This window comes from Streptomyces corchorusii (assembly GCF_001514055.1).
GTDB classification, from domain to species: Bacteria; Actinomycetota; Actinomycetes; order Streptomycetales; family Streptomycetaceae; genus Streptomyces; species Streptomyces olivaceoviridis.
Map to the genome: position 1 here is coordinate 151,543 of NZ_KQ948358.1, position 13,400 is coordinate 164,942.

The 13,400-nt window shown below is 71.0% G+C and carries 13 protein-coding genes; 2 read left to right on the forward strand and 11 right to left on the reverse strand.

Annotated features, from left to right (window positions below; genetic code table 11):
• Positions 1-49 precede the first annotated feature (49 nt).
• From AQJ11_RS21775 to AQJ11_RS52710, 5 genes are all read right to left on the reverse strand, one after another.
• Complete coding sequence (locus AQJ11_RS21775) at positions 50-1,468, reverse strand: sugar porter family MFS transporter (RefSeq protein ID WP_058082043.1); 1,419 nt, start codon at positions 1,466-1,468, stop codon at positions 50-52.
• Positions 1,469-1,665: 197 nt separating this feature from the next.
• Complete coding sequence (locus tag AQJ11_RS21780; RefSeq protein WP_059264104.1) at positions 1,666-5,352, reverse strand: AAA family ATPase; 3,687 nt, start codon at positions 5,350-5,352, stop codon at positions 1,666-1,668.
• Positions 5,353-5,637: 285 nt separating this feature from the next.
• Complete coding sequence (locus AQJ11_RS21785) at positions 5,638-5,841, reverse strand: hypothetical protein (protein ID WP_014675251.1); 204 nt, start codon at positions 5,839-5,841, stop codon at positions 5,638-5,640.
• A gap of 380 nt (positions 5,842-6,221) precedes the next feature.
• Complete coding sequence (locus tag AQJ11_RS21790; RefSeq protein WP_059264105.1) at positions 6,222-6,503, reverse strand: acylphosphatase; 282 nt, start codon at positions 6,501-6,503, stop codon at positions 6,222-6,224.
• Positions 6,504-6,877: 374 nt separating this feature from the next.
• Complete coding sequence (locus AQJ11_RS52710; RefSeq protein ID WP_398780617.1) at positions 6,878-7,951, reverse strand: hypothetical protein; 1,074 nt, start codon at positions 7,949-7,951, stop codon at positions 6,878-6,880.
• Between AQJ11_RS52710 and AQJ11_RS52715 the strand changes: the two genes are divergently transcribed.
• Positions 7,935-8,291, forward strand: a complete 357-nt coding sequence (locus AQJ11_RS52715) for a CAP domain-containing protein (RefSeq protein WP_398780618.1) — start codon at positions 7,935-7,937, stop codon at positions 8,289-8,291. The genes AQJ11_RS52710 and AQJ11_RS52715 overlap by 17 nt on opposite strands.
• 26 nt (positions 8,292-8,317) lie before the next feature.
• On the opposite strand, the gene AQJ11_RS21800 is transcribed toward AQJ11_RS52715, so the two are convergent.
• Complete coding sequence (locus AQJ11_RS21800; protein WP_014675248.1) at positions 8,318-8,902, reverse strand: flavodoxin family protein; 585 nt, start codon at positions 8,900-8,902, stop codon at positions 8,318-8,320.
• A gap of 138 nt (positions 8,903-9,040) precedes the next feature.
• On the opposite strand from AQJ11_RS21800, the gene AQJ11_RS21805 reads away from it, so the two are divergent.
• Positions 9,041-9,436, forward strand: coding sequence for a winged helix-turn-helix transcriptional regulator (locus AQJ11_RS21805; RefSeq protein ID WP_058082039.1), 396 nt, complete (start codon positions 9,041-9,043; stop codon positions 9,434-9,436).
• Here AQJ11_RS21805 and mutM read toward each other — a convergent pair.
• From mutM to AQJ11_RS21830, 5 genes are all read right to left on the reverse strand, one after another.
• Positions 9,409-10,269 (reverse strand): bifunctional DNA-formamidopyrimidine glycosylase/DNA-(apurinic or apyrimidinic site) lyase, encoded by an 861-nt coding sequence (gene mutM, locus AQJ11_RS21810; RefSeq protein ID WP_014675246.1) that lies wholly within the window; start codon positions 10,267-10,269, stop codon positions 9,409-9,411. The two genes, AQJ11_RS21805 and mutM, sit on opposite strands and share 28 nt — an antisense overlap.
• Before the next feature lie 168 nt (positions 10,270-10,437).
• Positions 10,438-11,274, reverse strand: coding sequence for a ribonuclease III (gene rnc, locus AQJ11_RS21815; RefSeq protein ID WP_382565052.1), 837 nt, complete (start codon positions 11,272-11,274; stop codon positions 10,438-10,440).
• 8 nt (positions 11,275-11,282) lie between these two features.
• Positions 11,283-11,456 carry a 50S ribosomal protein L32 gene (gene rpmF / locus AQJ11_RS21820; RefSeq protein WP_003951102.1) on the reverse strand — a complete coding sequence of 58 codons (174 nt, stop codon included), beginning with the start codon at positions 11,454-11,456 and terminating at the stop codon, positions 11,283-11,285.
• A gap of 2 nt (positions 11,457-11,458) precedes the next feature.
• Positions 11,459-12,103 carry a YceD family protein gene (locus tag AQJ11_RS21825; RefSeq protein ID WP_014675244.1) on the reverse strand — a complete coding sequence of 215 codons (645 nt, stop codon included), beginning with the start codon at positions 12,101-12,103 and terminating at the stop codon, positions 11,459-11,461.
• A 130-nt stretch (positions 12,104-12,233) separates the two neighbouring features.
• Positions 12,234-13,343: an ATP synthase F0 subunit B gene (locus tag AQJ11_RS21830; protein WP_014675243.1), complete on the reverse strand. Its 1,110-nt coding sequence runs from the start codon at positions 13,341-13,343 to the stop codon at positions 12,234-12,236.
• Positions 13,344-13,400 lie beyond the last annotated feature (57 nt).

A 13,400-nucleotide genomic window follows, 5' to 3' on the forward strand; every position in this document is an offset into this window, starting at 1 on the left:
GCGGGGACTTGGCCCTTCTCCCCGAGTTCGGGGGGCCTCGCTACGAGGCTCAGCCCATCTCCTCCAGGGACTTGCCCTTCGTCTCCTTGACGAACTTCAGGACGAACGGGATGGAGAGCGCGGCGAAGACGGTGTAGATCACGTAGGTGCCGGAGAGGTTCCAGTCGGCCAGCGACGGGAAGCTCGCGGTGATGGCCCAGTTGGCGATCCACTGCGCGGCGGCGGCCACGCCCAGGGCGGCGGCACGGATCTTGTTCGGGAACATCTCGCCGAGGAAGACCCAGACGACCACGCCCCAGGAGAGGGCGAAGAAGAGGACGAACACGTGGGCGGCGATCAGGGCGACCCAGCCCTGGGTGCTCGGCAGCTTGCCGTCGACCAGGTGGTAGCTGAACGCCCAGGCCTCCAGGGCCAGGCCGACGGCCATGCCGACCGAGCCGATGAGGGCGAGCGGCTTGCGGCCGACGCGGTCCACGAAGATCATCGCGATCACGGTGCCGATGATGTTGATGATCGAGGTCGTGAAGGAGTAGAAGAACGACTCCGTCGGGTCGACGCCGACCGACTGCCACAGCGTCGAGGAGTAGTAGAACGCGACGTTGATGCCGACGAACTGCTGGAAGACCGACAGGCCGATACCGACCCAGACGATCGGCTTGAAGAAGAAGGAGCCGCCGAGCAGGTCCTTGAAGGTGGACTTGTGCTCGCTCTTCATCGCCAGCTGGATCTCGGCGACGCGGGCGTCCAGGTCGATCTCCTGGCCCTCGACCTCGGCGAGGATCTCACGGGCGCGGTCGTGCTTGCCGACGGAGAGCAGGAAGCGCGGGGACTCGGGGATCGCGAAGGACAGCAGGCCGTAGAGGACGGCCGGGACGACCATCACGCCGAGCATGACCTGCCAGGCCTCCAGGCCCATCAGCTTGCCGCGCTGGTCGCCGCCGGCGGCGTTGAGCAGGCCCCAGTTGACCAGCTGCGAGATGGCGATGCCGACGACGATCGCGGCCTGCTGGAAGGAGCCGAGCCGGCCGCGGTAGGCGGGCGGGGCGACCTCGGCGATGTAGGCCGGGCCGATGACGGAGGCCATGCCGATGGCGAAGCCGCCGACGATGCGCCAGAAGGCGAGGTCCCACAGCGCGAAGGGCAGCGCGGAGCCGACGGCGCTGATGGTGAAGAGGACCGCGGCGATCTGCATGCATCGGATGCGGCCGATCCGGTCGGCGATGCGGCCGGCGGTGGCGGCGCCGATGGCACAGCCGATCAGGGCGATCGCGATGACCTGGGCGAGGGCCGCGGACCCGATGTCGTAACGGTCGCGGATGGCCTCGACGGCGCCGTTGATGACGGAGCTGTCGTAGCCGAAGAGGAAACCGCCCATGGCGGCAGCCGCCGCGATGAAGATGACGTGCCCGAGATGTTCGGGGTGAGCCGTCCTGGCTCCTGGCTGAGGTGCCTGCGCTGTGCTGGTCACGTGTAACTCCTCGGGCCACGGCAGCGCTGCCGCGGGTATGGGGCCCTTACAGGTAGGACCTGAAGGTAAAAGCAACGTTGCAGAGACTATGCCTTCAAGTTTCGAAGTCAATACTTCAACAGCTGTGAGTTTTCAGATATGCCCATGAGCTGCGTGTTCATTTCTTGAACACAGAGTCAGTTGATCTTGAGGAAGTCCTACCGAAGGCGCTGGGAGATGACCTTCGAGACGCCATCGCCCTGCATGGACACGCCGTAGAGCGCGTCGGCGACCTCCATCGTGCGCTTCTGGTGCGTGATCACGATCAGCTGCGAGGTCTCCTGCAACTCCTGCATGATCCGGATCAGCCGCTGGAGGTTGGTGTCGTCCAGCGCGGCCTCGACCTCGTCCATGACGTAGAAGGGGCTCGGCCGGGCCTTGAAGATCGACACCAGCAGCGCGACGGCCGTCAGCGAGCGCTCGCCGCCCGACAGCAGGGAGAGCCGCTTGACCTTCTTGCCCGGCGGGCGCGCCTCGACGTCCACGCCCGTGGTGAGCATGTTGTCGGGGTCCGTCAGGATCAGCCGGCCCTCGCCGCCGGGGAAGAGGCGGCCGAAGACCCCTTCGAACTCCCGGGCGGTGTCCCGGTAGGCCTCGGTGAAGACCTGCTCGACGCGCTCGTCGACCTCCTTCACCACCTGGAGCAGGTCGGCGCGGGTCTTCTTCAGGTCCTCCAGCTGCTCGCTGAGGAACTTGTGCCGCTCCTCCAGCGCCGCGAACTCCTCCAGCGCCAGCGGGTTGACCTTGCCGAGCTGCTGGTACGCCCGCTCGGCCGCCTTGAGCCGCTTCTCCTGCTCGGCCCGCACGAAGGGGCGCGGCTGGTTGCGCGGGTGGTCCGGGTCCTCGGGCAGCCGCTCGCCGTCGGCGGGGGGCGAGGGCGGCACGAGCTGGTGCGGCCCGTACTCCGCCACCAGCCCCTCCGGCTCGACACCCAGCTCCTCCAGCGCCTTGGTCTCCAGCTGCTCGATGCGCAGCCGCTTCTCGGCACCGAGTACCTCGCCCCGGTGAACTGAATCCGTCAACTTGTCGAGCTCGGCCTTCAGTTCACGGCCCGCCGTACGGGCGGCGGCCAGCTCCTGCTCACCCCGGGCCTTCGCGGCCTCGGCGGCGGAGCGCTCCTGCTCCGCCCGGGCGAGGGACACCTCGACGTGCGCGAGCAGTTGCCGGGCGCCACTGGCGACGGCTTCCGCGACCGCCGCCTCGTGCCGCAGCCGGGCCCGGCGCTGCTCGGCACGCGCGCGTGCCTCGCGTTCGGCGCGGGCCGCCCGGTCGAGCGAGTCGGCGCGTCCGGCGAGCCCCTTCACCCGCTCCTCGTGCGTACGGACCTGGAGGCGGGCCTCCATCTCGGTCTGCCGCGCGTTGGCCCCGTCGGCGGCGAGCCGGTCGCGCACCGAGGTGTCCGGCTCCTCCTCCACCGGCATCTCCTCGGCCACCGCCAGCCGCTCGGCGAGTTCCTCGGCCTCCTGTACGGCCTTCTCCAGCGCCTCCTGCGCGCGGGCCGCCGCCGCGGCCGACCGCTCGGCCTCCCCGGCGGCACCACGGGCCTGTCCGGCGAGCCGGCCGAGCTGCTGGGCCACGGCCGACTTCTCCCGGTCGGCGGCCCGTCGCCGCTCCCCCAGTTCCTCCACCAGGGCCGCGGCCTGCCCGCGGTGCTCGGCCGCGGCCCGCTGGGCCTCGGTCAGCTCCCGGCAGCGCACCTCCAGCTCGGCCAGCTCGGCCGCGGCCTCGTCGACGGAGGCCTGCACCTCCAGCAGGCTGGGCGCGCCCGCCGAGCCGCCGTGCGCGAAGTGGGCGCCGAGGAGGTCGCCCTCGGCGGTGACGGCGGTCAGCTCGGGATGGGCGCGGACCAGGGCCTCGGCGTCGTCCAGGGTGTCGACCACGACGATGCCGGTCAGGAGGCGGCGGACGGCCGGCATCAGCTCGGCGGGACCGCGCACGAGATCGGCGGCGGGTCGATGGCCGGGGGCGGCGAGGGGGGCGGTGGGTCGGTGGTCGGGTGCGGGACCGTCGTGGTTGCCCGCGCCGTTTCCCGCGCTCCCTCGGGGCGCTGATCCGCCGTGGTCGTGTGCCGGTGCGACCTGGTTGCCCGCACCGTTCCCCGTGGCCCCCTGGGGCGCGTTCTCCGGGGCTCCCGCGAGGAGGAGGGTCGCTCGGCCGCCGTCCTGTTTGCGGAGGAGGTTGATGGCCTCGCTCGCCGCCGCGGGGGTCGTCACGGCGATGGCGTCCGCCGCTGTGCCGAGGGCCGCGGCCAGCGGGATCTCGTAGCCCGGTGTGATCGTCAGCAGCTCTGCCGCGGGGCCGAGGACTCCGGTGAGGCGGTCCCGGGCGCCGAGCAGTATGCCGGTGCCGTCCTTCCGGCGCAGGCCCAGCGCCAGCGCGTCGTGGCGGGCCCGGGTCGCGGCGCGGCTGCGCTCGGCGGCGGTCAGGGCCTCGCGGGCCGCGGTCAGGGCGGTCTCGGCCTCCGCCAGCCGCCGTCTCGCCGTCTCGTGCTGCTCGGCCAGGTCGGCGTCGCCGGCGTCGAGGCCGTCGACCTCGGCCTGGAGGGCCTCGTACTCCTCCTGGGCGCGGACGGCGCGTTCCTGTGCCTCGTCGCGGGCCGTGGCCAGCCGGTCGATCTCGGCCTGGGCGGAGGCGACGCGCGAGCGGGCCGCGTTGACCTGTCCGGAGAGGCGGGCCAGCCCCTCGCGGCGGTCGGCGATGGCACGGGCGACGTCCCTCAGCCGGCGCTCCTCGACCGCGAGCTCGCGCTCCAGTTCGGCCCGGTGGGCGACGGTGTCGTCCAGTGCCCGCTGGGCCGCTTCCAGGGCGGCCTCCAGCTCGGCCTCCTGCTCGCGGATGCGGGCGGCCTCGCGCTCCAGGTCCTCCGGGTCCCGGCCGCGCCGCTCGTCGGGGGGCGCGGAGGTGGCGCTCTTGACCCGGGCGTCGGCCAGCGAGACCGTGCCGCGCACGCGTTCGGCCAGCTGGGACAGCTCGTACCAGGTCTGCTGCGCGCGCTGGAGGCGCGGGGTGAGCCGGCGTACCTCGTCCTCCAGCAGGGCCTCGCGGTGGAGGGCCTTCTTCAGCTCCTGCTCGGCGGTCTCCTTGCGCTCCTTCAGGGCGGCCTCGTCGGCGATCTCGGCCCGGAGGGCTTCGCGCAGGCGGACGAGGTCGTCGGCGAGGAGCCGCAGGCGGGCGTCGCGGAGGTCGGCCTGGATGACGGCGGCCCTGCGAGCGACGGCGGCCTGCCGGCCGAGGGGCTTGAGCTGGCGCCGCAGCTCGTCCGTCAGGTCCTGCACGCGCGCGAGGTTGGCCTGCATCGCGTCCAGCTTGCGGAGCGCCTTCTCCTTGCGCTTGCGGTGCTTGAGGACACCGGCCGCCTCCTCGATGAAGGCGCGGCGGCCCATGGGGTCGGCGTGCAGGACCGAGTCGAGCTGGCCCTGGCCGACGATGACGTGCATCTCGCGGCCGATGCCGGAGTCGGAGAGCAGTTCCTGGATGTCGAGGAGACGGCAGGTGTCGCCGTTGATCTGGTACTCGCTGCCGCCGTTGCGGAACATGATCCGCGTGATGGTGACCTCGGCGTACTCGATGGGCAGCGCGCCGTCGGAGTTGTCGATCGTCAGGGACACCTCGGCGCGGCCGAGCGGCGGACGGCCGGTGGTGCCGGCGAAGATGACGTCCTCCATCTTGCCGCCGCGCAGCGACTTGGCGCCCTGTTCGCCCATGACCCAGCTGAGCGCGTCCACGACGTTGGACTTGCCCGAGCCGTTCGGTCCGACGACACACGTGATGCCCGGTTCGAACCGGAGCGTGGTCGCCGAGGCGAACGACTTGAACCCGCGGAGGGTCAGGGCCTTGAGGTGCACGCCGCTGGACTCTACCCGCCGCCGCTATCTCACTCCATGAACCCTCGCAACCGCGCGGTTTCACTCGTGACCATGCAGGGCACACCAGATGTTAAAGAGCGTGAAAGGATGCGCGGCCAACGGCCGACGGGGGAAGGAACGAGCGGGGGAAGACGGGGGGAAGAACGAAGGGACGCCGAAGCGTCCCTTGCAACTCTGACGGCTGGATCTCAGCCGTCCGATCAACTGAGCGGTTGATACGGGCAGCCCGATCGTTGCGACTGCTGTCGTGGAGCGATGCAACGATCAGGTGAGCGCAGGCTCCGCCTGGTGTGCGTCGATGCTCTCCATGATCCTGTCCTGAGAAGCGGCAGCCGTCAGCGCTTCGTTCTCCGCCTGGATCCGTACGAGCTCGGACTCCAGGTCCTGGACGCGCTGCTGCAACCGTCGCATCTCGGCGAGGAGTCGAGGGTCGGAGCCGCCGACGTAACCGAGAAGCGCCTTTGCCATGATGGATGGTCCTCCACACTGAGTGACCGACCGATGCGGTGTGGGTCGTGAGGGATTCGCACCCGTGGTGCTTGGCACATCCGGGTGTTGCTCTGGTGTTGCTCCATGCCAAACAGCTAAGGTGCGCGGGGCTTTCAGCGTCTCACCAAAAAGTTTGACGGTCAACACGATCACGCCCTGTATTGGCGGGCAGACCGGGGCGCGCGGCCGGTGAAGCGGCGGCGCTGCACATCCTCCGGACCCTCAGGGCGTGGCGACCAGCAGTAAAAGCGGAGCCTGCCATGCCACGCCTGTCTTGGCAACCACCAGGGCGTTTCCGTCTTCCGCATGTGCCCCCGGCAGCTTGCCACGCTCTGGCGCGCGGGACCGAGCCCTCCGGATCAGCGGATGGCGAAGCCGTCGTAGCCGCCGCGCGGTGTGTCCCAGATCTCGGTGACACCGTCCACATGCCCGGGCGTGTCGCTGCCCTGTAGCCAGTCCAGCAGCCCCTCGCACTCCTCCCGCGGCCCCTCCGCGACCACCTGGACCCGGCCGTCGGCCAAATTGAGAGCAAAACCACTCAGACCGCCGATCTCCAGCGCCTTGGCGCGCGTGAACCAGCGGAATCCCACGCCCTGCACGTGTCCACGTACCCAGGCGACCAGTCGCACTTCCTCACTCATGGGTGCAACCTAACCGGCCGGTGTCGGCCGGGACACATCGTCCCCGAGCGCCATGGGGTACGGTCCGGAATCAATCCATCTCATATGAAACCCACTCGATCGAGTGGGTTTGGTTGGCCGGAGGGAGTCACTCGCCCCGAGTCGCTCGCCGGGGACTCACTCGCCGTGCAGGCGCCGGTCGACCGCGGGCACGAGGAAGAGGGCAAGGACATGGGACGCCACCGACGCTCCGCCGCCGGCCGCGCCACCACGGGCCGCGCCACGGGGGACGAGCACACGCAGCACCCGGATTCCGGGAGCGGCGGCCCCCGGCACTCGTCCGCGGGGGAACGTCGGGCGCCGATGGGCATCGCGCCCTACCTGGACCCGGAGGCCTACGCCGAGGCCGCGGCGAAGGCCCAGGCGTACCTGTTCGCGACGGGTGACGACTCGGCGCCGGGCGCGCCGGGCGACGGCGACGGCGCTTCCACCCCGGCCGGCGGGCACCGGCGGCGGAACAAGCTCGGGCGGCCGGTGCGCGCGGGTCTGCTCGGTGTGTCCGTGGCCGTCGCCCTCGGCGCGGTCGCGGTGGCCACGGGTGCCGTACCGGGCCTGGAGCACCACCGGCTCGGCGGCGGTACGCACACCATCGGCGGGGAGCGGGTACGGACCGCGGCGGCCCCCAGCAACACGGCCGGCGAGCAGGGCGGCGCCTCGGGCCGCGCGGAGGCATCCGCCGGCCCGTCCGGCAGCGGGAACGGCGCGCGCGGCGGCTCCGCGAGCCCGTCGGCGTCCGCCTCGGCGTCGGCGTCGGCTTCCGCCTCGCGTTCCCCCTCCTCTACGCACTCCCCCTCCGCGCCCGCCGCGAAGCCGACCTCTCCCCCGAAGCCGACGCTCCCCTCGAAGAGGGCCACCCCCTCGAAGCAGGCGTCTCCGTCGAAGAGGGCCGCCCCCTCGAAGCAGGTGTCCCCGTCGAAGAGGGTCACCCCCTCCAAGACGGCGTCCCCCGCGAAGACGGCGTCCCCCTGGAAGTCGGCGTCCCCCGCGAAGACGGCGTCCGGCTCGAAGAGGGCCATCCCCTCGAAGCCGGCGTCTCCCCCGAAGTCGACGCCCCCCTCGAAGGCGGCCACCCCCTCCAAGACGGCGGCCGAGAAGCCGACGCCGGCCAGGACGACGCCGAGGACCACGCCCTCCGCACCATCCAAACCGGCGGCACCACCCAAGCCGACCGCACCGATCAAGCGGGCAGCACCGACCAAGCCGCCTACTGCGTCCAAACCAGCCGCACCACTGAAGCCGGCCGCACCGGCCAAGCCGCCCACGCCGAAGGCCACTCCGCCCCGTACGGCCACCCCCTCCCGTACGGCCACCCCGTCCCCTACGGCCACCAAGGCGCCGACGTCGGCGTCCTCGCCGGTGACGGTGTCGCGGGAGGCCGCTGCGGAGGCGCAGGTGCTGAAGCTCGTCAACGACGAGCGGGCGAAGGTCGGCCGTAGCCCGCTGGCGGCGAACTCCTCGCTGACGAAGCTGGCCGAGGCCTTCAGCGACGACATGGCGGCGCGCGGCTACTTCGACCACACCGACCCGGACGGCAGGACGCCGTGGGACCGGGCGGGGGCGGCCGGCATCACCGATCTCGGCGGCGAGAACACGGCCCGCGGTCAGGCCGACGCCGCGGCCGTGATGGCCGCCTGGATGAACAGCCCCGGTGACCGCGCCAACATCCTGAACGGCGACTTCAAGACCCTCGGTGTCGGCGTCCACTTCGGCCCGGGCGGGCCCTGGTGGACGCAGGACTTCGGGTACTGAGCAGGGCCCCCACCCCGCAGCAGGCGCTACGCGGCGACGCGTCCGCGGGTGAAGATCTTCGCCGTTTCCGTCACCCGGCGCCCCAGGTGCTCGGCGGTGGCCACGTCGGCCTTGTGGACGCCCTCGGGGCCCTGGTCGTTGTTGCTCTGGGCGGCGGCGCCGGCGAAGAAGCCGAGGCGGTTCAGGTCGTGCTCCGAGGCGGTGCTGCTGTTCCAGCCGGGGAGCAGGCCGAGGTTGACCCAGTGCATGCCGTGCTGGGCGGCGAGCGTCTGGAAGAACTGAAGGGTGTGCAGCTTGTCACCGCTCTTGGAGGCGGAGTTGGTGAAGCCGGCGGCCAGCTTGTCCTTCCAGTCCTGGCCGGACCAGCGCGTGGAGGTGGCCTCGGCGAAGAGGTGGAAGGCGCCGGAGGCGGTGCCCATATAGGTGGGCGAGCCGAAGACGATCGCGTCGGAGCGGTCCAGCGTCTCCCACTGCTCGTCGGTGATCTCGTCCACCTTGATCAGGTGCACCTCGGCACCCGCGTCGAGGGCACCGGCGCGGACGGCCTCGGCGAGGACGGCGGTGTGGCCGTAGCCGGAGTGGTAGGCGATGGAAACGACGGGGGTGGTCATGCGGACTCCTCGGAACGAACAGCGGTGAACGGCGGCTCGGGAGACGGGAGCAGCTCGCGAGCACTAACCACAGGAAAGCACTAACCAGAAGTTAGTGCAACCTGGTGGTGAGCGCTGCGCGGGCGTACCCTTGCCGGTATGACCGTGACCACCCAGGACCACGACGACCTCGCCTACAACGTCTTCGCCAAGGCGTGCCCGTCACGGGGCACGCTGGAGCACGTCACGGGCCGCTGGGGCGGGCTGACGCTCGGCGCGCTGTACGAGGGTCCGCTGCGCTTCAACGAACTGCGCCGGCGCGTGGACGGGGTGAGCGAGAAGATGCTGTCCCAGACGCTGCACGCGCTGGAACGCGACGGCCTGGTGCACCGCGAGGCCCAGCCGACGAACCCGCCGCGCGTGGATTACGAGCTCACGCCCCTGGGACGGCAGGTCGCCGAGCGGCTGCTGGCGCTCATCCACTGCGTGGAGGGCGCGATGGACGACGTCCTCGCGTCCCGCGCGCGTTACGACGAGACGCGCGGCGCCCTCTGACACGTGGGGCAGAAGTAGCTGGACCGGTTCATCCAGGGGCGCCGGCGCATGGGGGTGCCGCAGCGGCGGCAGGGCTCGCCCTCCCGGCCGTAGGCGTCCAGGGAACGGTCGAAGTAGCCGGACTCGCCGTTGACGTTGACGTACAGGCTGTCGAAGCTGGTGCCGCCGACGGCGAGGGCCGCGTTCATCACGTCCCGGATGTGACCGAGGAGTTCCGCCGTGACCGGGCGGGTGAAGTTCGCCGTGGGGCGTTCGTAGTGGATGCGGGCGCGCCACAGGGCCTCGTCCGCGTAGATGTTGCCGACGCCGCTGATCAGCGACTGGTCCAGCAGGGCCCGCTTGATGGTGGTCCGCTTGCGGCGCAGCGCCTGGTGGAAGGCCTCGTCGTCGAAGAGCGGGTCCAGCGGGTCGCGGGCGATGTGCGCGATGACGTCGGGCAGGCCGTCGGGGGTGTTGTCGTGCAACGACAGCCCGCCGAAGGTGCGCTGGTCGACGAAGCGGAGTTCGGTACCGAGGGAGTCGGCGAACCGCACGCGGATGCGCAGGTGCTTCTCGTCCGCCGTCTCGTGCGGCTGGACCAGTAGCTGTCCGCTCATGCCGAGGTGGGCGAGGACGGACTGGTTCGTCTCCTCCAGCGGCAGCCACAGGTACTTGCCGCGCCGCCGGGGCGTGCCGATGTGGTGGCCCTTGAGCCGGTGCGCGAAGTCGTCGGCCCCGGCGACGTGTCGGCGTACGGCTCGCGGGTGCAGCACCTCGGTCTCGGCGACGGTCCGGTGGGCGACCCAGCGCTCCAGGCCCCGGCGGACGACTTCGACCTCGGGCAACTCGGGCACGACACTCCTTCGGGCGACTGCGGAAGAGCTGAGGGCAGGGTATCCCGGGGCCCGGCCGGTCCACCGGGCCGGTGGATCCCCTCTGCCTGCCGGCAGCGCCCGTGGATGGCCGAGCGCCCGTCCCGCGGGTGGCGGGGCGGGCGCTCGGGTGGTGCTGTTCTGTTCCGGTCAGGCGGTGGCGGACGACGTGTCGCCGCCCTTGACGGCCTGGCTGCCCCTGACGGCCTCGTCGGCCGTCTCCTTGATGGGCTCCTTGGCCACCTTGGCCCGCTCGTCCGCGGCGGCCCGGATGGCCCGCCAGGCGGACTCGGCGGCCTGCTGCTCCGCCTCCTTCTTGCTGCGGCCGGTGCCGGTGCCGTACGAGACGCCCCCGACGCGGGCGGCAGCAGTGAAGGTCTTCTCATGGTCGGGGCCGGTCTCCGTGACCAGGTACTCGGGCACGCCGAGTCCCTCGATCGCGGTGAGCTCCTGGAGGGACGTCTTCCAGTCCAGGCCGGCACCGAGGTTGGAGGACTTCTCGATCAGCGGGTCGAACAGGCGGTGCACCAGTTCGGAGGCCGCGTCAAGGCCCTGGTCGAGATAGACCGCACCGATCACCGCTTCAAGGGTGTCGGCGAGGATGGATGCCTTGTCCCGGCCGCCCGTGCCCTCTTCACCCCGGCCGAGCCGGATGAAGGCGCCCAGGTCGAGGCCGCGCCCGACCTCCGCCAACGCACGCGAGTTGACCACCGCGGCCCGCAACTTGGCCAGCTGGCCTTCGGGCAGGTCGGGGTGGGTGCGGTACAGCGTGTCCGTGACGACGAGGCCCAGCACGGAGTCCCCGAGGAACTCCAGGCGCTCGTTCGTCGGCAGACCGCCGTTCTCGTACGCGTAGGAACGGTGGGTCAGCGCTCGCACCAGAAGGGCGGACTCGACCTGGTAGCCGAGCCGCCCTTCCAGAAGCGTGTGGGACGAGGCCTGGTTGTCCGCAGAGGTTTTCTTCGGCGTGGACACAGTGCCTCTCACCAGCCCGCTCAGACTTCGAGGACCTGGCGCTTGTTGTAGGTGCCGCAAGACGGGCACGCGATGTGCTGCTGCTTGGGCTCGTGGCAGCGCTCGCACGCAACCAGGGTGGGGACCGCAGCCTTCCACTGCGACCGGCGGTGGCGCGTGTTGCTGCGCGACATCTTCCGCTTCGGAACAGCCACGGCTACTTCTCCTGCTTCTCGTCGACGCCCGCTTCGGCGCCGCTCATCTCGTCCTTATCGCCGGCTTCAGGTGAATCGGCGAATCCCTGCAAAGCCGCCCAACGGATGTCGACGGCGTCGTGGTGGTGGTCCGGGTCGTCCGCCAGCCGTGCCCCGCACTCGGAGCACAAACCGGGGCAGCCTTCCTGGCACACCGGCTGCATCGGCAGTGCGAGCACCACCGCATCGCGCAGCACGGGTTCGAGGTCGATCAGACCGTCCTCGACAAAGAGCCTGTCCTCGTCGTCCTCGGCGTCGTCGCCCGGTTCCGCGATCACACGGCCCCGGTCGTCGGCGTCAGGGTACGTGAACATCTCCTGGAAGTCCGCTTCGAGCTCCAGCTCGACCGGCTCCAGACACCTTACGCACTCCCCCTCGGCCGTTGCACGGGCGGTGCCTGTGACAAGCACCCCTTCCATGACCGACTCAAGGCGGAGTTCGAGCTCCATCGGGGCGCCTTCCGGCACTCCGACGACTCCCTGGATACCGAGATCCCTGGGAGCGTCGACCTCGCGGGTCAGGCGTTGCAGCGCACCAGGACGCCGGCCCAACTCGTGCGTGTCGATCACGAGGGGGTTGCGGTGGTCGAGGCGGGCGTTGGAGGCCATTCCTGCTTTCGATCTTCGAACTCGAAGGGACGCCGCCCGTCGGTGTTCCGGGCAGCGGTGATCGCGGACATACGCGCGACCGAAGAGCCAGGATACTGGACCTTTGGCTCAGCGCCCAATCCGCCCGCGGCTACAGGCCCCGGCCCTGCTCGTAGGCCCTGAGCTGCTCCGCGCTGATCATGCTCGTGTCGAAGAGGCTGGTCTCGTCCAGGGCGTAACCCTGCTGGTCCTGGTGCTGCGGCTGCTGCTGGGCCTGGTGCGGCTGCTGGGCCTGCTGGGGGTCGTAGCCGGCCTGCTGGGCGTCGTAGCCCTGGAAGGGGGCCCCTCCCGCCGGAGCGTAGCCGGAGGTGGGGGAATACGGATCAGCCTGCTGATAGCCGTACGGGTCCTGCTGCGGGGCGTACTCCGGCTGCTGTGGGAAGCCCGCGTACGGGTCCGGCTGCTGCTCGTAGCCGTAGGCCGGCTGCGGCTCGTACGACGGCTGGGGCGGCTCGGGCTGCCGCTGTGCCGCGCGGTCGCTGTCCGCGAGGGCCGCGAGGTCGGCGAGGTAGTCGGCGTCGCTGGAGTGCTGGAAGGTCGTGGTGTCGTCGGCGAGGGCGCCGAGGTCGTCGGTGGCGATCCGGCCGTGCAGCTTCTGCCGGCCCCGGCCGACGGCCTCCAGGGTCTTGGCGAGGACCGCCTCGAAGGCGCCGAGCTTGGCGTCCACGTAGGCGTCGGCGTTGTGGCGCAGGGTCTCCGGGTCCTGGCTGCGCTCGGGGGCGTCCTCGTCCTCGTAGCCGTTCTCGTCCAGGCCCGGGCCGGTGCCGAGGAGCTTCTCGCGGCCCCGGCCGACCGAGCCGAGGGTCTTGGTGAGGACGACCTCGAAGTTGGCGAGCTTGGAGTCGACGTAGTCGTCGGCCTCGGCGCGGATCTCCTCGGCCTCCTTGCGGGCCTCGGCGAGGATCCGGTCGGCCTCGGCCTGGGAACGGCGGGCGATCTCGGTGTCGGAGATCAGCGAGCCGCGCTGGGCGTGCGCGTTCTCGATGATCCGCTCGGCCTCCAGCCGGGCCTGCTCGACCATCTGCTCACGGTCGCCGATCAGTTCCTGCGCCTGGGCCAGGGAGCCGGGCAGCGCCTGGCGCACCTCTTCGAGCAGCGCGAGCAGCTCGGCTCGGTTGATCACGCACGACGCCGACATGGGCATGCCCCGGGCACCGGAGACCGCGGAGACGATCTCGTCGAGCTTCTTCTGCACGTCCACCTGTGCTCGCCACTCTCTACAGCCGGGTTGGAGACGGACGGGACGACTGTAGCCCCA